The 20,445-nt window shown below is 38.4% G+C and carries 16 protein-coding genes, 1 pseudogene and 1 riboswitch; of the genes and pseudogenes, 9 read left to right on the top strand and 8 right to left on the bottom strand.

Annotation, left to right across the window (positions count from 1 at the left end; all coding sequences use genetic code 11):
- Positions 1-34: 34 nt before the first annotated feature.
- The 3 genes from COE25_RS29350 to COE25_RS29340 form a co-directional block, all read right to left on the bottom strand.
- On the bottom strand, positions 35-652 hold the full coding sequence (locus tag COE25_RS29350) for an NUDIX hydrolase (protein ID WP_098935167.1): 618 nt from the start codon (positions 650-652) through the stop codon (positions 35-37).
- 138 nt (positions 653-790) lie between these two features.
- On the bottom strand, positions 791-979 hold the full coding sequence (locus COE25_RS29345; RefSeq protein ID WP_088087141.1) for a hypothetical protein: 189 nt from the start codon (positions 977-979) through the stop codon (positions 791-793).
- 314 nt (positions 980-1,293) lie between these two features.
- The gene (locus COE25_RS29340; RefSeq protein ID WP_098935166.1) at positions 1,294-1,644 is read right to left on the bottom strand and encodes a hypothetical protein; all 351 of its coding nucleotides are present in this window, start codon (positions 1,642-1,644) and stop codon (positions 1,294-1,296) included.
- Positions 1,645-1,919: 275 nt separating this feature from the next.
- Between COE25_RS29340 and COE25_RS29335 the strand changes: the two genes are divergently transcribed.
- Complete coding sequence (locus COE25_RS29335; RefSeq protein WP_098935165.1) at positions 1,920-2,543, top strand: DUF6944 family repetitive protein; 624 nt, start codon at positions 1,920-1,922, stop codon at positions 2,541-2,543.
- Positions 2,544-2,888: 345 nt separating this feature from the next.
- Here the strand turns inward: COE25_RS29335 and COE25_RS29330 are convergent, their stop codons facing one another.
- The gene (locus tag COE25_RS29330) at positions 2,889-3,311 is read right to left on the bottom strand and encodes a hypothetical protein (RefSeq protein ID WP_098935164.1); all 423 of its coding nucleotides are present in this window, start codon (positions 3,309-3,311) and stop codon (positions 2,889-2,891) included.
- A 43-nt stretch (positions 3,312-3,354) separates the two neighbouring features.
- On the opposite strand from COE25_RS29330, the pseudogene COE25_RS32035 reads away from it, so the two are divergent.
- Positions 3,355-3,462, top strand: a pseudogene (locus tag COE25_RS32035) (QacE family quaternary ammonium compound efflux SMR transporter); the annotation flags it as partial.
- Between the two features lie 289 nt (positions 3,463-3,751).
- On the opposite strand, the gene COE25_RS29320 reads toward COE25_RS32035, so the two are convergent.
- The gene (locus COE25_RS29320; RefSeq protein WP_098935163.1) at positions 3,752-7,441 is read right to left on the bottom strand and encodes a DUF2062 domain-containing protein; all 3,690 of its coding nucleotides are present in this window, start codon (positions 7,439-7,441) and stop codon (positions 3,752-3,754) included.
- A gap of 752 nt (positions 7,442-8,193) precedes the next feature.
- On the opposite strand from COE25_RS29320, the gene COE25_RS29315 reads away from it, so the two are divergent.
- From COE25_RS29315 to COE25_RS29295, 5 genes are all read left to right on the top strand, one after another.
- Positions 8,194-9,414, top strand: a complete 1,221-nt coding sequence (locus COE25_RS29315) for a benzoate/H(+) symporter BenE family transporter (RefSeq protein ID WP_098935162.1) — start codon at positions 8,194-8,196, stop codon at positions 9,412-9,414.
- Positions 9,415-9,925: 511 nt separating this feature from the next.
- Positions 9,926-10,029, top strand: a riboswitch (TPP riboswitch).
- 111 nt (positions 10,030-10,140) lie between these two features.
- Positions 10,141-10,827 (top strand): thiaminase II, encoded by a 687-nt coding sequence (tenA, locus tag COE25_RS29310; protein WP_098935161.1) that lies wholly within the window; start codon positions 10,141-10,143, stop codon positions 10,825-10,827.
- A complete protein-coding gene (locus tag COE25_RS29305) occupies positions 10,824-11,420 on the top strand; it encodes an ECF transporter S component (RefSeq protein ID WP_098935160.1) in 597 nt (198 codons plus the stop codon). The genes tenA and COE25_RS29305 overlap by 4 nt, the downstream gene beginning before the upstream one ends.
- A complete protein-coding gene (locus tag COE25_RS29300) occupies positions 11,398-12,969 on the top strand; it encodes an ABC transporter ATP-binding protein (RefSeq protein WP_098935159.1) in 1,572 nt (523 codons plus the stop codon). Before COE25_RS29305 ends, COE25_RS29300 begins: the two co-directional genes overlap by 23 nt.
- Positions 12,966-13,703 (top strand): energy-coupling factor transporter transmembrane component T family protein, encoded by a 738-nt coding sequence (locus COE25_RS29295; protein WP_088089876.1) that lies wholly within the window; start codon positions 12,966-12,968, stop codon positions 13,701-13,703. The genes COE25_RS29300 and COE25_RS29295 overlap by 4 nt, the downstream gene beginning before the upstream one ends.
- An 81-nt stretch (positions 13,704-13,784) precedes the next feature.
- Here COE25_RS29295 and COE25_RS29290 read toward each other — a convergent pair whose 3' ends face one another.
- The 3 genes from COE25_RS29290 to COE25_RS29280 form a co-directional block, all read right to left on the bottom strand.
- Positions 13,785-14,174: a VOC family protein gene (locus tag COE25_RS29290; protein ID WP_098935158.1), complete on the bottom strand. Its 390-nt coding sequence runs from the start codon at positions 14,172-14,174 to the stop codon at positions 13,785-13,787.
- Between the two features lie 458 nt (positions 14,175-14,632).
- Positions 14,633-16,474 (bottom strand): bifunctional diguanylate cyclase/phosphohydrolase, encoded by a 1,842-nt coding sequence (locus tag COE25_RS29285; protein ID WP_098935157.1) that lies wholly within the window; start codon positions 16,472-16,474, stop codon positions 14,633-14,635.
- A gap of 170 nt (positions 16,475-16,644) precedes the next feature.
- Positions 16,645-17,241, bottom strand: coding sequence for a DUF5317 domain-containing protein (locus COE25_RS29280; protein WP_098935156.1), 597 nt, complete (start codon positions 17,239-17,241; stop codon positions 16,645-16,647).
- Positions 17,242-18,443: 1,202 nt separating this feature from the next.
- Here COE25_RS29280 and COE25_RS29275 point away from each other — a divergent pair.
- Together COE25_RS29275 and COE25_RS29270 are read left to right on the top strand one after the other, a co-directional pair.
- On the top strand, positions 18,444-19,319 hold the full coding sequence (locus COE25_RS29275) for an ROK family protein (RefSeq protein WP_098935155.1): 876 nt from the start codon (positions 18,444-18,446) through the stop codon (positions 19,317-19,319).
- Positions 19,320-20,007: 688 nt separating this feature from the next.
- Positions 20,008-20,415 (top strand): NUDIX hydrolase, encoded by a 408-nt coding sequence (locus COE25_RS29270; RefSeq protein WP_098935154.1) that lies wholly within the window; start codon positions 20,008-20,010, stop codon positions 20,413-20,415.
- Positions 20,416-20,445 lie beyond the last annotated feature (30 nt).

Raw genomic sequence — 20,445 nt, 5'->3', positions numbered from 1 at the left:
AGTTGAAGAACGGGGGGCTTTAAAAATTGGAATATCAATCCAAATAGACAGGTTCTTGAGGATTACGTAAATGTTTAAAAGCCAATTTAATTTGTGATTCCGTATTTCTGGCTATCGATAATGATGGTAATTCGTTTTCAGCAAAAAACTCAACTGCACTCGTTTCAATTCCTTCTTTTGGTTGCCCACCTATTATTTCACATTGGATAAACATTTTATAAACGTGATAGAGAGAAGGGGGATGAGGATGGCATTTCTTATCAAGTACACCTATCAATTTTATTGCTTTGACCTCAAACCCAGATTCTTCTTTTACTTCTTTAACCGCAACTTCGCTTGGCGTTAACCCTATATCGCCCCAACCGCCTGGTAACGACCAATCTCCATCAGTGTTCTCTCTAACCATTAAAATTTTATTATCTTTAAAGACAACAGACCTAATATCTACCTTGGGAGTTGCATAACCAGTTTCATTGGCAAACAAATCTTTTATTACTGTCTTACTAACATCCGTATGTATTGACAACATTTCAACGCTAATATTTCTAATCAATTCAAACCTTTCCAAGTCGTATACATCATTCGAATAGGTTAATCCTGCCTGTGCAATGGATTGAAGCTGTTTCGCCAATTCAAGCCATTTGGGTTCCATCTAAAATCACCACCAATAGATTTTACCTAATTTTACCTTAATTAAATCAAAAACTAAACTGCATCTTCTTTAACTAACCTGCTTACGTTAGTTGAAGAAGAAAATAAAATCTTTATTTTATAAAAAAAAAAGAGAGCCTTAGCTCTCCAACAATCGGTTAACTTTCTGAATCTCCCCTTCAAATAACCTCATATCCAACTCGTAATCATCATGACCATCAAATGAATCCAACATATCTTTTTCTTGATGTAATGTTATCAAATACTGCTCCAATGAAAACCCACCACTTTGGATTGTATTCTCAAACACAACTTTAAATCTGCTCATTTATTTCACCTCGACAGATAGTATTTCCAATACAATAAATGAAATTCGTATTTTATTACCAAATATAAAAGGACCATTTAGTTCCTTTTGGCTTCTTCAAGTAAAGCACCCGTTACTTCAAGAAGGTAAGTCATATTTCAAGTGATTTCTTTTATAATAATTTCTAATGTATCACCGTCAAGTTCTAACTCTAGTTGATTATCCCAATTTAGAAATTCATCACATGTAATTAATAACTTATTCTTAGACCAACCATGAAATTTAATTGTGTCCATTTTAATTGGACTTTTCACTGGTATCGTATCTTTTATTGATTATTCTATTTTTTCAATGCTATAATAATCCGCTATTATGAAATCCCCTGATGGTGTTACTGTTAAACATTGATATTGAGGCTGGGATTCATATTCCGTTAATTCTCCGCTATCACTATCAACTTGAAATAAGTAATCGGAAGTAAGGACAAGAACTGTTTTATACTTCTTTGATACTGCAATATCCCGTGGTGAACCTCTAAACTCACCACACCATTCATTAAAATCCTCGTCTTCAAATTTTACCCAAGTCCAATTTGGAGAATTCCATGAACTACTTGTTATGTCATAAATTCTCTCCTTGTACTGTCCCGAAAAAGGTTGATTTATTATTTCTGCTTTGGTTATCACAAGTCTTGTCCTCCAAAAAAGGGTGGTATCTCATAGATATTCGATATAATAATTCCTTATCCTTCTTCAAGTAACCTGCCAGCTCCTTAATAAGAAAAAGAAATTCCAATGACAACCCATGATCTTCAATTTACGCAGCCCCTCAATACTTGGGGTCTTTTCTAATGAAGAAAGTTAGTTTTAATAATTAGGTACACATTCGGACCTTAATTCATAATACTACGATAAAGGTTTTTTCTTATATACTTAAAGCTTGTGGCAGGTTGGTGGTTAAAATGGGAAGCGAATCTAAAGCAATAGTAGGTTCTGTGCTAGTATCTGTGGGAACAATAACAGCTGCAATTGGTTCTATGCCGTCCAACTATATAAAAAGTAACGTACGTGATGACTTAATTCTATTGGGAAACGTTTTACAGGCTGAAGGAAATGCTATTGATGCGGAGGCAAAAGGGACTGTCCTTAGGTCAGTTGGAAAAGAAATTACAGCAAGTGGGAATCTTACTGTCATTACAGGACTGGTTTTTGACATCAGGAAAGAAGCATCCTATAAATTATTCATTACAGGGAACTGGATACAAGCTTTAGGTTTAGCGGTTAATATTGGAGATGCAATTGATCTCCCTCCCTTCCCAGGCCAATCCGAAAACATTGTAGGAAGCATAACACAATTTATAGGAAACTCATTACAGGCAATAGGATGGTCAGAGGCACTAAAAAATATTAGAAAAGATGAAAATGATAATGAAAATAAACAAAAAAAGATAGGCTATTATTATGAGGACTATTATAAAAAAAATAATGGACAATCCGAATCCGAATCATTGGTAGCAACAGGTAGTTGGATCCAAGCAATTGGTTCTGTCATTTCAGTGATTGGAGTAATAAAAGAAGTAACCTAGGACAATTAAGTGGAAAGAAAGTAGGGCTTAAATCACCCCTAACTTTTCTTCAGCCAGCTTTATATCCGATTCATCAAAACCAGGTTTTCTTTGTTTCGATTAAATATCTTACGTTTTCCATTTAGATAAAACCCCTTCACCAAAAAATCCTTCATTATTAATTCAATAACAAATTAAACATTTCTTTCTTCAAGTAACTGCTTCGTTAGCGTAACAAGAATAGCGACTGTTCTTATTGAACAATCGCACCCGTTACTTTAAGTACAATACTTCACAATCTGCTTCGAAAGCAAACCAAAAATGCGATACCTTGTTAAAGCATCGCACCCGTTAGTGAACTAAAGTTTAAACTTCTTCCTGATATATCTCTGATTTTATTGGCTTTAAATTCAAAGGTATTTTAAACTCCTGAAGGTTTTCTATATGATTAATAAAATCATCTATATCATCATAATCCATTGACCATTCTGATACCTCTAAACTTCTTAACTCATCTGTTGGTTTAAATAAAAATTCACAGTGAAGTTGTTCCATATTAGAATACTCGTCTTCTTCATAAACAGAAAACTGACGTACAAAATCAAAATGAAATAGTTCCTCTCCAGTAAAATCATAAACCCCACATTGAAATAGAATTTCTTTATCTTCTTCTCCCTCTACAGGTTCTTTACAAAAAGCCTTAAATGTTTCCCATATTTTTTTTATGTCATCGGTATGTTCACCAATCTTATCATTAAGGTAACTTTCAGCATTTTTTACCGTAATCATTACAACACCTCCGTTATTATTATGTAAGATTTCTTATTAAAGTGGAGCAATATTAGGAATGCTCTTTTACGGAGAACCAAAAAATTGGAAAAGATTGGTCTTCATAACGATGGTTTTATGTGCAGCAATAGGATTAAAACTTGTATCATAACGGAAAAAAAGATAAGTATTATATATTACCTATCATAATGGAATATGAAAAGCCTATTCTTTAACTCAACTTATTATTAAAGGGGCTTTTCTTATTCAACCTGCCCCGTTACTTTAAGTGCAACTTTACACAATTTATATTTTCATTTTCACATAAATATCCAATAACTCTTCGGTAAATCAACTTACGTTCACTTAAATGTTCTAATAAATTCAATCAAAATGTTGGTTAAATGTTGGGGTACAAAAAAAGTCTTCCCCGAATGGGAAAGACCTGTGCGAAGACTCTATTACATATTTTCCTTAACCTTCACCATCGAGGTTTCCTGTGTTACATTACCTTTGCGTTTTAGTTTACCCCAGCCAACGGTTACTCCCTTTATTGCCGAGAAGATCGATTTTATCACCACATAAGTCATCAGCTGCTTGTACAAGATTCGTTGCAGAAACAATGAGGCTAGTGGTTTGGGACTTTCTTTCTCCAAGCGAAACGCATAGAGAGAAGTTAAGAAATCCAGCAAGTAGAAAAGAATAAATCCAATCGCTGCTCTTTCAGGGTGCGGGTTAAACAGGGCTATAATAAACAAGATATCTGCAATAGGCGATATGGTTTGATAAATATATTGGAAAAGCCACATATTTGGAAGGGCGATAAATCCTAATGAGTTATGTTTTTTATTAAATAAAGCATCCCGATGTTTCCATAAGCATTGTAACGTACCGTAAACCCATCGGTAACGCTGTTTTGCCAGACTTTTAATATCTTCCGGCACTTCTGTAAAGGCATAGGCCTTTTCTTCAAATTCTATCTTTTTCCCTTGGCGTAAAAGGGTAAGCGTGATATCGGTATCCTCTGCCAGTGTATCCTCTTGAAAGTATCCTGCATCTTCTACGGCCGTCTTTCTCCATGCACCGATCGCACCTGGTACAACCGTAATGCAATTGAGAGCGGCAAAAGCCCTTCTCTCCAGGTTAAAGCCTGTCACGTATTCGATATGCTGCCAGTTTGTAAGGAGGTTCCCCTTATTGCCGACCTTTACATTACCTGAAACCGCAGCAACATTTTCATTCTTAAAATGGTTAACAAGCAATGAAATCGCATTTTCAGCGATGAGTGTATCAGCGTCGAGAGCCACCACGATTTCCCCGTTTGCCTCTTTAAAACCAAGATTAACAGCAGAAGATTTTCCCCCATTGTTTTTTTTAATTAATCTGACGAGCGGATGTTTTGCATATGTTTCTTGAACGACAACAGCGGTGTCATCCTTTGATCCGTCGTCGATAATCAGTATCTCAAAAGCTGGGTAGTCGCTCGATAAAATAGAATCTACTGTTTTACAAATTACTTTTTCCTCGTTGTAGGCAGCAATTACCACACTGACAAAAGGGGTAAAGCTAGGGTCAATCTGAGTCTCTTTATACCTTTTTACTTGCTTCCTTGAAAGGAAAACGAAGATAGCCAGTCGTAAGATTCCTAACAGGATCGCTGAGTAGAACAGGAAGCTTAATCCTAAGTGCCAGCCTTGTATCACCATGAATACAGCCTTGTCATAGACCAAATAAGGGCTGTCCTTAACAGGGGGCATAATCTGACTTTCACTTTTTCCAGTTAGATCAGCAATGGTGGTAAATGTATAGCCGCGCTTTTTGAGTTCTTTAATAATCGTAGGCAAGGCTTCTACCGTGTTGGAGCGGTCACCGCCAGCATCGTGCATCAAAATCACATTTCCTTCAGGCAGCTGATCCAATACCCTGTTTACAATTTCATCACTAGAAAGTCTTTGCCAATCGTCTGAGTCAATTAATTCACCGATCATGGTATAACCCATATCCTGTGCTCGCAATATTGGCTCCAGTTCGCTCTTTGTGCTCGGTTCCGCATTGGCCACATATGGCGGACGGAAAAGAGTCATCGAATGACCGGTAATTTCTTGAAATAATCGCTGATTTGCATTTAGCTCCATTCTCGTTTGAAATGGTGTGATCGATGCAACATCCGGATGGGTAAAGGTATGGTTGCCAATTTCGTGACCTTTTTTATACATCTTGTTAACCAGTTCTGGATGCTGCAGCGCGTTCTCTCCAATGATAAAGAAGCTCCCTTTTATATGATTCTTGTCCAAAATGTCCAATATTTGTGGTGTATAGGTTGGATCAGGACCGTCATCAAAGGTAAGGACGACTTCCTTACGTTTCGGTTTGCCATACCGAACGACCTCAGAAGGCTTTGGTAATTTAGTATAGGTCTCGGTTTGAATCAACCCATGTGAATCCAATTGAATCGTTCTTGTTCCTTTTTCTGATGGAGAGGCAATTTTTAAAATCTCTCCAGCACCTGTATAGTGAACAGGCTTAGGGCTGACCAAGGTTTGAAGGGCATGGGATGGATCGGTTATTCCCTTTGGTTTATTCAGGTAATTCCAGATCGAAGGATCTTCAGAACCGAGACGCCAAACCGCTATTCCTCTTGAACCGTGATCTATCGCCAGCTTCATTTGATTATAAAATGAAGCTGCATCTAAAAACCAAATTACATGGTTTTTTCCGTCTCTTTTGTAGCGTACATAAGGGTTGCCTATTTGTTTATTCCATTGGATTTGGAGGTTGGTCCCAATTCCTAAATCCATGATATCGCCGAAAGCAACCGTATCTGCGGGCTGATGGGAGTTTTCTTCCCAGTCGTAACCGAAGCTTCCCAAACTCACAATCAATTTTTCAGAAGGAATATGGAGCTGGTTCAAGTTCTCTTTTACCCAATCAGACGGAGCCACAGGTCCAGGTTTACTCATCGAATGGTGCTGGTCATAGAGCATGACAATCATGCGATCAACGTTCGTTGCTAAAGAAGTATAGTTAAAACTATTGTTATTCGGCGGAACATCCAATGTGACCATCAGCCCATGTGGATGAAACGCCTCATATACTTTACCGATAAAATCAGTGAAATCCTCTTTGTCCTTTGGATGGATATTTTCAAAGTCTATATTAATTCCGTCAAAGTCATTTGTTCTCACATATTCCAACATCTTTTTAATAAAAAGATCTTCAGCACCGGGAGTAATAAATAAGCGGTGTAGAGCTTCGCCATCCCATTTATTATTACTAAAATTATTCACTAATGGGAGAATCTTTATATTATGGGCTTTGGCCTCTGCAATAATGGACTTGTCCGTGCTGGTTTTTAGGGTAAGACCAGGTGTAAGCTGCATCCACCCCGGCACTAATGTTGTAATCGAATCGCTATTCTTTTTAAAAGAAGTATGGCTGTTTTTGTCCCAATCGACGTAAAAACCATACACTTCTTGTTTCTTGTTCGATTGCCTGATATTTTTTTGAATAAGAGGGGATGGACTCGTTTTTTGAAACTGAGTGGCAAGCTGTTCTGCACTGAAACTTTTATTAATCGGCTCGATTCCACTCTTTACTGCGCTTTTATTCAATTGTAGTTCAGGAAATTCAGGGTTCGTATTAAGACTTTCAATAAAAATAGTCGATACTAAAATTATTAAAACCGTAAAGCCTGCACTCATTCGTTTGATAATGGACCAGCGTCTTTTGGCTGGATCAAGAAAAACATGTTCTTGATTTCTCTCCCTCTTTTTCAGCCCTAAATTGTAAAACCAATGGAAAATAAAGTAGCAGACAAGACCAATCAAGCCACCTAGGACCCCTGAAGCCATGGTTTGTGAAAGCTGTATTTTAGACTGCAGGGTAGAAAATAACCAGTAATCCTCCAATAAACGCATATCCAGGAAGGGTAAATGATTCATCTTTGGTATAAAAAGCGGAATCAACGTTCCAAGAAATAAGGCAATGATATTAAGTCGCAACAAAAGTGAAAGAACAAGCAATAACGGAATTCTAAAACTATCTAAAGGGAAAAACCCCATGAAAAAACCAAGTGTACTTGCAACCGCTCCTGCATTTCCTGTGACAGGTGCAAATAATGATCTAACAATCCACCTAAAAATTCGATTCATTTAGATTCCTCCTATAGGCGTAGTGTGAAAAATTCTATTTTAATAGATAGAGTTTATACAATTAAATCTGTAAAAGTTTCACTGAAACGTTAACCGAAAGTAATTATAAATCGTGCGCATCGGACGGACAGACTTTTCGACAAAAAATGACTAACAGAATAAGCTTAGGTAGTCATTTAAAGATTTTGGGGGTAGGTAGAAAAAGTTCTTTTCAGTTTTTAATGGTAATTTGTAATTTTTTCAGAGTTTGATAGAGGTTGGAGGGGAGAAGTGTTCGCGCACTTCTCCTTTTTTGCTTGGTTGGAAGCTAGTGAAGGCGACTAGTGCACGTAGAGGTTGAAAAATTAGATGAACGGTAACCATAGGAAGCGAATGATGCCCGTGGAGGTTAAAAAAATGAATTCATCGGCGTAATGTTAGGCGGTATTATCTATGAAATAGTAACTGAAATAATACCTGCAATTAGGTCAAACTTTTAAATTTGTTTGTGGATCGTTTGAAAAAGTTAGCCATCAAAGGCTAAAAGAAAAAGGTGCAGTCTCGATAACCGGCGAGAATGCACCTTTTCCCTTTTTTAAGCTATTTTTTCCTCTAGTTTATTCCCCCTCCCTTTTGTTATGATAAGACCTGCCAGTAAGTTTTTAATAATATTAACGGTTGTCGAGGATTGCCTTTGTCCTATACATTTTGTAGAAGATTGTCTAAACTAACAATAAAAGTTTTTTACTTGAAGAAGGGTATGAGGAGAAAAGATGGGGCATCCAAATAGATTAATTAGAGAGCAACCAATTGAACCATTACGTGAAAATAAAGGGAAATCATTTTTTCAAGATCTAACGACTCAAAACGTATCTTCTGGATTAATTTCTAGTACTTTAGTCATGACAGGTCCAGCGTTAATCATTCTGCAGGCAGCAGCGGCAGGGCATTTCTCTAATCAGCAAACCATCAATTGGATGTTTGCCGTCTATTTCTTTGGAGGGTTGTTAGGGATCGTAATGCCTCTGTTATTTAGAATTCCCATTACCGGAGCTCACTCGATTTCGGGGGTTGCTTTTTTAGCGACAGTGACAGCACATTTTACTTATCCCCAGCTAATTGGCGGGTATGTGATGTCAGGGCTGCTGATTTTGCTGATTGGGTTGTCAGGACTTTTTACTAAAATTATTAAATGGGTTCCGAAAGAAGTCATTGCAGCCATGCTTGCAGGTCTGGTCACCAACTATGTGGTTCAGCTTGTCCAAGACGTTAAGGCGTTACCCTTAGTGGGTGGGGCAGCCTTGCTTAGTTTCTTTATCAGTACGAAAATCTCAAAACGGATCCCGGCCGTTATGGTCGCAGTGGTTGTCGCTTTTATTACTTTGTTTTTAACCCAAGATCTACATAGCTCATCTAAGGAGATTGCTTTTTTTCTACCATCCATTCAAATGCCGGAATTTACATGGATGGGCATGGTCACATTAGGTCTGCCTCTGGCCATGTTAATCCTAAGTAATGATATGGCACCTGGAATCGGCGCACTAGAAAGCTCGGATTTTGAACCTCCGATCCGAAAAATTGTTTCTTTTAGTGGAGTGTTTTCGATTATTGCCAGTTTTTTCGGGGGGCAAAGTGCGAATATTGCTGGCATGATGACCGCCATCTGTTCTAGTTCGGATGCAGGGGTAAAATCAAAGAGGTATATGGCAGCGGTGGTATCGGGGGTTTTGACATTATTGTTTGGAGTATTCGCTTGGAAAATTGTTCCGTTTATCCAAGCGTTACCCCACGCGTTTGTGTCGATGCTAGCAGGATTTGCGTTAATCAGCGTCCTTCTTTCTAGTTTGCAGCTGGGTTTCTCCGAAAATAAATATCGCTTAAGTGCCCTATTTGCGTTCCTCATCGCGTTATCCAATGTATCATTTTTCCATATTAGTGCACCGGTATGGGGTCTGGTTGTTGGAGCGATTATTGCAAAGACGGTGGAAGCGTAATGTGCCTGTCACGCCCCGAAATTTGTCGTAGATTAATAGGTTGTTAGAGGGGAGAAGTGTTCGCACACTTCTCCTTTTTTTTGCCGCAATCTAATTTCACTATCGGAAGATTAGCCGCTGTTCATATTATGGGTATGGGCACATGTTCTAGTTCAGCGGCTAAACATGGTTCCTTTTTAAAAGAGTTATTTATTGAGGAGAGACTAGCTGTTGTGTTTTCGCAAATAAAAGCCTTACTTTCGCAGGATTACATAATTTCGAATTCTTATTATATATTTTACGAAACTAATTACATAATTTTGGATTCTTACTACATATTTTACGAAACCTATTACATAATTTCGCGCACATACTACATATTTTACAAGTCTTACGACATTTGCTGGATAATAATTGGAAATGCCTTCGAATTTCAGTGCATCTATAATCCATTTGGTCTATTTTTATAATTAAGATTTTAATTGATTGACAACATTAACCAGCGAGTGTAGAGTGAAGGTTAAATTAATAGGAAGACCACTAGGGGAGCCTTTTTATGGCTGAGACGAGAGTTATCTTGGACCCTTTGAACCTGATCTAGTTCATACTAGCGTAGGAAAGTGGAGTTCGTGTATGGATAGATATAATTATTCAGCCGCTCCATTTTTGGGGCGGTTTTTTCGTTTTTAACATTAAGTTGATCCCAATAGAGTCTTCCCATTAAAACCAATAAGGGGGCAAAATTTTATGAGTTTTTCAGCAGAATTAAGAAAAGAAGCAGATCCTATTTTCGAGGCGATTTTTGAACATCCTTTTGTGCAAGGGATAGCTAATGGGGAATTACAAAAGGAACAATTGATTCATTATGTTAAACAGGACTTTGAATATTTGAATTCGTTTATTCGCATCTATGGAATAGCGGTTTCCAAGTGTGAGAATCGTGAAGATATGGATATGTTTAATACGCAGATTTCTTTTATCTTAAACAGTGAAATCCATCCTCATAATAACTTTTGTCAAGTAGCAGGTGTTCCTTACGAGGTATTACATGGATATCCGTTATCTCCCTCGTCCCTTCATTACACGCGTCATATGCTTACCGTTGCGCACGAAGGTACATTAGGGGAAATTCTAGCTGTGCTATTACCATGTCCGTGGACGTATTGGGAAATTGGGAAAAAATTATTAACGGAGGTTAATCCAGATCCTTCTCATCCTTTTTATGATTGGATCAGTTTTTATGGAAATCGTACCGATTCGATTACCACGAAATTTTGTGCCCGTCTTGATGAGTGGGCAATGACAGCAACAGAGAGAGAAAAGGAAAAGATGAAGGATCATTTCTTGATCAGTTGTCAGCTGGAATATATGTTTTGGGATATGGCCTATAAACTTGAAGAATGGCCTGTGAAAATGGAGGTAGTGAAACGATGACTTGGAAGATGAAGGAAGTTGTCCTTGCTGTGATTCTAGCGGTCGCTTGTGGAGTGATCTATTTAGGCTGGTCGACGCTTTGGATTCCCATTTCCGCTCTTGTCGGGCCGGTGGGCGCAGGTTTTATGTTTGGAATTTGGGTGATTGCTAGTCCAATCGTTGCGTATATTATTCAAAAACCGGGAGCAGCGCTTATTGCAGAGGTTGCAGCGGCGGCAGTAGAGTTATTAACAGGAAGTCATTTTGGTTTATCGGCCCTTTTAGTAGGTGTCTTTCAAGGGATTGGTGCAGAAATCGCATTCGCAATATTCGGATATAAACGCTACAATCTATTTACTTTAATGCTATCTGGAGTTTTTGCAGCGCTAGGCAGCATGATTTATAACTTAATCGCTAACGGTTTTGATTATTACACGAAGGAAGTATTTTTTACAACGTTAGGAATTCATGTCATCAGCGGAATGATTCTCGGTGGATTGTTAGCGAAGGTCATTGTGGACGCACTCGCAAAAACAGGTGTGTTAGAACAATATGAATTGATGAAGGAAAAAAGGAAAAAGGAAAACGTCAATGGACATGTTTCTGGGATGTAAGGATCTTTCGATTCGCTTTTATAATCGCTCTGAAAAAATACTTAGTCAGATTACTTTATCCATCAATAGAGGGGAGAAAGTATTAATACTAGGGCCTAGTGGGAGTGGGAAATCGACGTTGATTTCCGCTCTTGCAGGCATTATCCCGGAGCATTTGGAGGCAGAGGTAAGTGGTGAAGTATTCTGCAGGAAAGATGCCGGTGTGATGTTTCAAGATCCAGATTCGCAATTTTGCATGCTTCATGTCGATGAAGAAATTGCGTTCAGCCTCGAAAATCGATCGATTCCGCGCAACCAAATGGACCAAATGATTTCTGAGTTAATGGATAAAGTAGGGCTGATGGTCGATAAGAAAACACCGATTGAAACTCTTTCAGGTGGGATGAAACAACGATTGGCGTTAGCTTGTCTACTGGCATTAGAACCTGAAGTCATCTTCTTTGATGAACCAACAGCCCAGCTAGACCCTGCTGGCCGGAATGAGATATTTGTTTTATTGAATCAATTAGCCCAAAAGACAAACCATACGATGGTATTTGTCGAACATGTCCTAGACGGCTGCATCGAATGGATGGATCGAGTCATTATCCTAAATGAGAATGGATGTATTATCGGGGATGGTCAGCCAAAAGAAATGCTGCTGCATTTTAAAAATGAAATGAAAGAGGCGGGTATTTGGCGCCCTAAGTTGTTTCCTCACAAATGGGAGGAAGTTGTTCAAAATGACGCGCATCCCCTATCTATCAAACTTGTTAATCTGAAAAAAACCAAACCGCTCAAGGATGGCGAGATTTTACTCCATACCGAAAATGTTGAAATTGGCTATCGGAAGAAGACCATTGTGAGTGACATTGATATAAAAATCCATAAAGGTGAATGGATTTCAATCGTCGGAGAAAATGGAAGTGGGAAAAGTACCTTCTTAAAAAGTCTGATCCGTTTGGAGCCAATTAAAAAAGGGAAAATTCTCTTTAAAAATACGGAACTAAAAAAATGGCCAGAACGAGAATTATATGAAAAAGCAGGCTTTGTTTTTCAAAATCCAGAACTTCAATTCATTACGGATACTGTCTTTGAGGAAGTTGCCTTTGGCGGCCGGCAACGAAATTGGCCTGAAGACCTGATTCATACCAAAACCATCCAATTGTTAGAGGAGTTTGGATTGGAATCGCATCAACATGCTCACCCGTTTTCACTAAGTTTAGGACAAAAACGGCGGTTAAGTGTGGCGACGATGTTATTGTTGGATCAAGATTTATTATTGCTGGATGAACCAACATTCGGTCAGGATGAAAAAACAGCGAACGAACTGATTCAACGCTTACAGGAGAGGCAGGACCAGGGAACTACGATTGTGATGGTCACCCACGATATGGATTTGGTGGATGATTATTCTGATCAAGTTATTCTCTTCAACAAGGGAAGAGTAACCTATCAAGGGACCCCCTATGGGTTATTTTCAAATCCGAGTAATTTCCGTGATAGTGCGTTAATTCCACCACTCCATTACCAGTTGATGCATGCACGAATGGAGGGGGTTTGGGTATGAAGGCTAACGATTCATTCCTAGCAACTCTCAATCCTGCTTGTAAACTGCTTTCTCATTTGATCGTGATGTTTCTTTTAATGGCAATCTCCAATCCAATGGTGACTTTTTTGATCTGGTTACTTGCTGTATTGATCGGTATTTTTTTAGGCGGATGGAGAATGACTTACCTTCTGAAAAGGCTCTTGCCTTATTTAGGTTTTTTTATTCTTGTATTTTGGATGATGGCGGCGTTTGGAGAAGGGGAAGAAACGATTTGGAAATGGGCCTGGTTCCATATTACGCAAGAGAGCATGAATCATGGCTTAACAATCGGCTTGAGGATGTTAGCGTTTGTTACGTATGGATTATTATTCACCTCTACCACAGACATCACCTTGTTCATCATGAGTTTAATTCATCAATGTAAACTTTCACCTAAATGGGCGTATGGGCTATTAGCGGGGTTCCGCTTTATCCCACTATTCCAATCTGAACTAAACCAAATGAAGACGGCTCATAAAGTCAGAGGTTACAAGCAGAAAAATAGCTGGAAAGCTTTTATGAGGTACTCTTTGCCACTGTTCACTCAAGGAATAAGAAAATCAGAACGGATTGCTATCGCAATGGAAGCGCGTGGATTTACGGGCACAAGAGACAGAACGTATTATCAAACACCGAAAATAGTATCGAAAGACTTGGTCTACTTACTTTCTTTGGTAATTGTTGGATTGGGGATTATTATTTTTATTGGATGAATGGGAACGAATAGTTAGAGGGGAGAAGTGTTCGCGCACTTCTCCTTTCTACTTTGGAAGGTTCGTCAGTTGCCGGCATTCCTAAAGGTCTTTTTGATCGACGTTTAGTTCAATTAGATTCCCATCAGGGTCCGCACAGAATATTTGCGCAAAACCGCTCATGCCATTGGGTTTCTCTAACAGTTCAACATCCTTACTTTTCAGCCAATTCAACGTCTCTGTGTAATCCTGCACTCTTAGTGCAAAATGGCCTTCTCTGCTGCTCAGGCGTTTATCTTGGCGAATCGTTTGTGATGTGGGAAGAACGATTAGATGGAGCTGTTGTCCCTCAACTTCGTACCAGGCACCAGGAAAATCAAAATTAGGACGTTGTATTTCTTTTAAACATAAGATGCTGCTATAAAAATGCTTGGCGCGTTCTAAATTAGTAACCGTTAGACTAACGTGGTGGAGTTCTTTATATTGGATCACCGCAGTCGTCCCCCCTAAATAAATTTATTTTCATCATAACATAAATAGATGATTGTTATGGCGTGTTAAAAATTGCAGCTAGGAATCACTTTTTTAGTTACTAAGTGGTTTACAAGTGTCCACTTTATTGAAAAAAGACCAACTTACTACACCTTTATTGGCACTTACTACAAAATTAAGGACACTTACTACATATTTATTGAGACTTACGACGAAATTGTGGTCACTTACTACATATTTTCCGAAACTTACGACATTTACTGGATAATAATTGGAAAATTACAACAGCTTACAAAGTATTGTTTTGTTAGTTTATCGTCCACTTTAGAAATTTATCGGCCGGTTTTGGAGATATATCGTCCACTTCCGATTTTCCTCCATCACCCACCCAATAAAACCTAAAAAAGCCGGGCGGTTAGCCTGGCAGGGTCATTGTCTCAATTCTCACTGCCTGCCTGTCAGCTATTCACTCCAACAAGCTCTTTTTTTCGTTCTTCCCCGGAGTGATCAAACTCCTTGATCATCGCTATAAACGGTTCAATGAATTGAGGATCAAATTGTTTTCCAGAGCAGTCGCGCAATTCAGCGATCGCTTCATGGAAGGTTTTTGTTTTTTGATAAGGACGCTCGGTTGTCATTGCGTCAAAGGAATCGATCACACAGAGAATTCGCGCCAGCTTTGGAATCGATTTTCCTGCTAAGCCATATGGGTAGCCGTTCCCATCATAGCGTTCATGGTGGAGTTCAACTAGAGGAATCAAGTCTTCTAATTTCTTATTTGTTGAAATGATCTCTTTTCCATAGGTTACGTGCTTCTTCATCAATTCCCATTCATGAGACTCAAGCTTTCCTTTTTTATTTAAAATCTCCCTCGGGATTTCTATTTTTCCAATGTCATGGACAAGAGCTCCAAGTATCAGCGTTTTGCGTTCATGAACACTTAAGTTAAGCATCCGTGAAAAATCAACCGCATATTGGTAGACCCGTTTACTGTGGCGATAGGTATAGATATCTTTTGAGAGGAAGATCTTTAATTGAAACTCCGATTCCTCCAGCTCTTTTTCAAGTGAAAGCGAGTGATGAACGGAATATTCGGAAAGCCCATTATAGATTTGGACTAGATTTTTCCCTTGGTTCTTCGCCGCATACATCGCTTGATCCGCTTTGTTCAGAAGTTCAGAAATATTGTAGGTCTCTTTTTCACATTCGGCAATCCCAGATGAAAAGGACAAGCAGCCGTAAGGGAGACGTTCCACCCCTTTATAGTAGGTGTCATTTACTTTCTTCCGTAATTCATTCATGAACGAATAAGCTGTTTTACGATTGGTGTTTGGCATGATAATCGAAAATTCTTCGCCGCCATAGCGTGCAACGATAAAATTTGCCGCGTCGGACTCGGTTTTCAAAATGGCACCAAATTCCTGGAGCAGATGATCGCCTTGAATATGCCCGTACAAATCATTAAATTTTTTAAAATCATCGATATCAAGGATGACCACACTTAAAGACTGATCGGTTTCCTTTGCGATCGCTACTTCTTTTTCCAAAATTTCTTTAAAGTAACCGTGGTTATTGAGGCCTGTCAAGGTATCTTTGTTGGCTTTCTCGGAAATCTCTTTATATAAATTAAAATACTGTTTAAATGCTAATGATAATAAAAACGCAATACAGGTGAAAAGAGACAGACCGAATAATTCGTCGGGTTTCATTAAAATGACTAGGACTAATGAAAGTACAAGTGTGATAATATATGTGGCAGCTGTCTCTTCAATAATTTCCTTAAAAAAGTTTACGATGTTTTCAGATGTTGCCAATATGAAATAAATCCCAACTAATAGTAGATTTAGTGCAAAATAGGTGCAAAAAGAAAGTAAATAGGAAAGAATGTTATCGACACTGATCGGTCCAGTGATACCATTTGTATATATAAAAACATAATAGGCACTATTTATCATTAAAGAATAAACAGAGAAGTTAAACACATGTTTCCACCAGGCGATTTTTCGCTGGAATAAAGCAAATACAATGGAATGTATGAATAAAACAAGTAATGATGTATTTAGTCCAAACAAAAAAAGACTTGCTAGATAAATAGAAGAATCCATGGAAAGGGAATTACCCTTTGGAGGAATCAGTACGGTGTAGTAATTAAGCAATAAGATGGCACCGGAAAAAGAAAAAATAACAATCCAATCCATTTGAGAGTACTGTGGGATTTTAATTGAGAAAGTAAAAAACAAAATGCCTAAGACTGAAATTAAGAAAAGATATATATTTGCAGGTGTCTTTATATTACGCATACTCATCACTCTCATAAATAAATTTAGGAGAAGTAACAAAAATTACTTCTCCCTACCATTCTACTCTTATACTAATTTATATCCAGATGTTAAAGCAATAATAATTGAACCAATAATGATTGCATTGAAAAGAATTCCAGTTAATTTAATGCCTTTTTTTTGTTCATTTTTCATCTTTTTTCACCTCCTCTAAAGGAGACGGGTGTGTATTCACTCTTTTTGGCAACTGGATGATGAACCATGAGATGTTGGATGAAAAAGAAGATTCCAATATTCATAACGATATCACCGATACTGATGATTTGCGTTCGTGGATAGGGGTCTGTGATGGGAATAACATCGCCCAAAAATCCAAGATACGTAGAAGACGTTAGCATCGTATGCTTGGCGTATAGGCTTTCTTTAAGGACTTCGATATATTCAGGATCCAAAACGGCAGCTGCTTCCAATGAAACCGGCATTCTTCCGCCGTTGATCACCATGACTAAAAAATTGAGAAATACACCAATTAGAATGAGAGTAAATCCTGGGTTATTGCGGTTCATAAATAAAAATAGCAAACCGAGTACATATACCACAATGTAGATGTATCCGCTTACCTGTCCCAGAAATTTGTAATCGTTTTGGAGCATAAAAACGGCTAGTTCAACAACCAATAGGAGAGGAAAGATCCATCCCCACTTTAACTTTAGCTGTGCTAGAGCTCTTAGGTTCCCTTTTCGAAGAAACCCTACTATAAACGAAATAATGATGCCGTCAAATACCATCGTTGTTACCTACCTATGCCAGAATATATAGCTAATAGAAGAAGTTCAAAAATTCCACAAAAAAAAAATATTCCCACAATAATATAATCAAAGATATTCGTCGAATGCAAGGGGATGTTGCTTGGTCTTGTGTCGAATATGTGTATATTCTGATGTCTTGACTCGAATACTCTTATTTCATAGGATTGTCCCACGATATAAACCGACTGGTAGCTTAATGAATAGCTATTTATTACGTGAGTGCTCAACTATTTATTAAGCTCAAGAAAAGAGGTGTTATTAAAGACAGTTCTTGACATACTTTTCAGCCATTTAGAGGAATAAATCCAGGAATGGCACGTGCTGATCCCTCTTTTAATCAATGTTTATGTAGGAGGGGAAAGGGGGGAATTAATAGAATGATGTAAGTTCAAGCGAAACCCGCCTGTTTTTGTTGAAATAATGGTTATTTCCTGCGGAATGATCCCGCTTAAACCGACAATTTCCCGCCTGCATTAGCAGGGGAAATCCTTATAGGTCAGTACTTGCAGCTGTTTCAACCAAACGTTTGATTAGTATAGCATATATGGTATTTAGTCGAATGGCCGTCGTTTAGTGGCAAAAATGGTTCTGGAGCTATTTATTTCCAATTTATAGTTCACTTTTCAACAATTAATTTATGTATTTGGAGGGACAAACGCATATTTATCAAGGGATGTCTCAGTTTAAATCAAACGTTTGATTGAAAGGGAAACTTGGAGGAAATGGGTGAGATTTGTCATTTCATTGGATGGATTTGGAGTAAATAATCACAGGTGGGCGGAAATGGAGAGGAGTTTTGAGGAGAGCGAGAACTAGTACTATTACTCAAGAGGCTGTAAACGACCGTGAAGGCGAAAAAAGAGAGAGGTTGGTCGTTAAGAGAGGTTCTAAGTGACCGTGAAGGAAGAGAAAAGGAAAGTTCGGTCACATAGAGAGGTTCTATGTTACTGTGAAGGAAGAAAAAAGGAGAGTCCGGTCACATAGAGAGGTTCTAAACAAAATCAGCTAGTGTGATGCTCATTTCATTTTAGTAATATAGTTTTTTGAGCTCTTTCGCCGGTAAAACGAGTTTACGCGGTGAAATAATTTTGTTCTAGCGGGTTTCTCCATTCTTCTATTTTGTGCTATTTTTAAATATATCAAAAAGACATTTAATATAATGCCCATTGGAGGAAGTTTACATGTTAGGTGCCATTGAAGCAGGAGGAACAAAATTTGTTTGTGCAGTAGGGGATGAATCGGGTAAGATTCAGGAGCGTTTTCAAGTTTCTACAACCGTTCCTGAGGAGACCATTCCTAGGGTGATCGAATTTTTTAAAAAATATCCTATCCAAGCCATCGGAATTGGCTCGTTCGGACCGATTGATGTGAATCGGGAAAGTCCAACTTATGGAATGATTACCACAACACCGAAAACAGCATGGAGGGACTTCCCATTTGTTGACACGTTCAATGAGGCTTTTTCCGTTCCAGTCGGATTCAATACGGATGTAAATGCTGCTGCATTGGGTGAATCTGTTCTGGGTGCTGCAAAAGGTCTGGATAGCTGCCTTTACATCACTGTTGGGACTGGCATTGGAGCAGGTGCGATTGTACAGGGGGAACTCTTGCAGGGGTGGTCACATCCTGAAATGGGTCACATTCTTGTAAGACGGCATCCGAATGATGAATACAAAGGCAAATGCCCATACCACGCTGATTGCCTGGAAGGTTTGGCTGCTGGACCCGCGATTGAAGAACGATGGGGTGCACAAGGAATCCATCTGGTGGAGCGTTCCGAAGTATGGGAAATGGAAGGGTACTATATTGCACAGGCACTTATGCAATATATACTGGTTCTCTCTCCTAAAAAAATTATTATTGGCGGCGGCGTTATGAACCAAAAGCAGGTATTCACGTCTATCTATAAGTTTCTATCGGAATTAATGAACGATTATATCACCTTACCAAAGCTTTCTAACTATATTGTGAGTCCTGGTCTAGGGGATAATGCCGGGATCACGGGGTCCCTTCTGCTTGCCCATCGAGCGTTACTTGAAGCTGGACTTGAAAAATAAACTTAAACCATCCTAATAAAAAGCGTAATAGGCGATGACCTATTACGTTTATTATTTTTTTCATAGATTCCCGGTCTTAACGAAGAATGGCTGGACGCCTTGAAATAAAGAGTGAGTAAATGCTGAAGCCATTTTTCTCCATTCCTTTCAGGCATTTTGAGGGATAGGTTCAGGACTGGAGAGTGGTGACACCACTTTTAATTAAACATTTGTGTAGTAGAGAAAAGGCGGGAAATTAATAGAATGATGGAAGTTTAAGAGAAACCCATCAGAATTTGTGGAAAGGTGGGTTATTTCCTGCGGAATGATTTTGCGAATCTCGACAATTTCCCCTCAACCTTGGCAGGGAAAATACCTATAGAACCGTACTTACAGCTGTTTCAACTAAACGTTTGATTAGTATAGCATATATGGAATCACGTCGATTGGCTGTCGTTTAGAGACAATAATTGTTCAAAGGCTATTTATCTCCTAATTTTAGGTCTTTTTTAACAATTAATTTATAAATTTGAAGGTATGAATACTTATTTATCAAGGGTTGAAGACACTTTTATTCAAACGATTGGTTGAAAGGGGAATTGGGGAAAATAGGCGAGTTGTGTCATTTCATGGATCGGTTATGTGAAAGAAGGGGAATCGAAAAAGGCAGCGAATTAATTAGGTATTCTATATTAATGTGAGGTCTGATATGTCAACTCCAAAACATATTGTTTCAGCTGCAACTATTGTACTTAATGAGCAAGGGGAAATTTTATTAATTAAAGGTCCACGAAGGGGATGGGAAATGCCTGGTGGTCAGGTTGAAGAAGGAGAATCATTGAAGGAGGCTGCAATCAGGGAAACAAAAGAAGAAAGCGGAATAGATATTGATGTGATTAAATTTTGTGGTGTATATCAAAATGTGAGCCAATCGATATGTAGTACTTTATTTTTGGGGATACCCACCGGAGGAGAGCTGACCACTTCCTCAGAAAGTTTGGAAGTAGGTTTCTTTCCAGTTGAAGAAGCATTGGAAATGGTCACTTGGAATAATTTCAGGCAAAGAATCGAGTATTGTTTAAACGAAAAACTTCATCCTTTTTTTGTGGAGTGTTGATTTAGGTTTTTTTATGTGTAGTTGTTAAAA

Source organism: Bacillus sp. AFS031507 (assembly GCF_002584635.1).
Taxonomy (GTDB): Bacteria; Bacillota; Bacilli; order Bacillales; family Cytobacillaceae; genus Neobacillus.
This window is presented reverse-complemented; position numbering and strand designations above follow the sequence as displayed.

What these genes read in the sequence shown, in the direction of transcription:
- COE25_RS29350 (WP_098935167.1), bottom strand. Translation starts at nt 652, where the DNA reads ATGGAACCCAAATGGCTTGAATTGGCGAAACAGCTTCAATCCATTGCA.
- COE25_RS29345 (WP_088087141.1), bottom strand. Translation starts at nt 979, where the DNA reads ATGAGCAGATTTAAAGTTGTGTTTGAGAATACAATCCAAAGTGGTGGG.
- COE25_RS29335 (WP_098935165.1), top strand. Translation starts at nt 1,920, where the DNA reads ATGGGAAGCGAATCTAAAGCAATAGTAGGTTCTGTGCTAGTATCTGTG.
- COE25_RS29330 (WP_098935164.1), bottom strand. Translation starts at nt 3,311, where the DNA reads ATGATTACGGTAAAAAATGCTGAAAGTTACCTTAATGATAAGATTGGT.
- COE25_RS29320 (WP_098935163.1), bottom strand. Translation starts at nt 7,441, where the DNA reads ATGAATCGAATTTTTAGGTGGATTGTTAGATCATTATTTGCACCTGTC.
- COE25_RS29315 (WP_098935162.1), top strand. Translation starts at nt 8,194, where the DNA reads ATGGGGCATCCAAATAGATTAATTAGAGAGCAACCAATTGAACCATTA.
- tenA (WP_098935161.1), top strand. Translation starts at nt 10,141, where the DNA reads ATGAGTTTTTCAGCAGAATTAAGAAAAGAAGCAGATCCTATTTTCGAG.
- COE25_RS29305 (WP_098935160.1), top strand. Translation starts at nt 10,824, where the DNA reads ATGACTTGGAAGATGAAGGAAGTTGTCCTTGCTGTGATTCTAGCGGTC.
- COE25_RS29300 (WP_098935159.1), top strand. Translation starts at nt 11,398, where the DNA reads ATGGACATGTTTCTGGGATGTAAGGATCTTTCGATTCGCTTTTATAAT.
- COE25_RS29295 (WP_088089876.1), top strand. Translation starts at nt 12,966, where the DNA reads ATGAAGGCTAACGATTCATTCCTAGCAACTCTCAATCCTGCTTGTAAA.
- COE25_RS29285 (WP_098935157.1), bottom strand. Translation starts at nt 16,474, where the DNA reads ATGCGTAATATAAAGACACCTGCAAATATATATCTTTTCTTAATTTCA.
- COE25_RS29280 (WP_098935156.1), bottom strand. Translation starts at nt 17,241, where the DNA reads ATGGTATTTGACGGCATCATTATTTCGTTTATAGTAGGGTTTCTTCGA.
- COE25_RS29275 (WP_098935155.1), top strand. Translation starts at nt 18,444, where the DNA reads ATGTTAGGTGCCATTGAAGCAGGAGGAACAAAATTTGTTTGTGCAGTA.
- COE25_RS29270 (WP_098935154.1), top strand. Translation starts at nt 20,008, where the DNA reads ATGTCAACTCCAAAACATATTGTTTCAGCTGCAACTATTGTACTTAAT.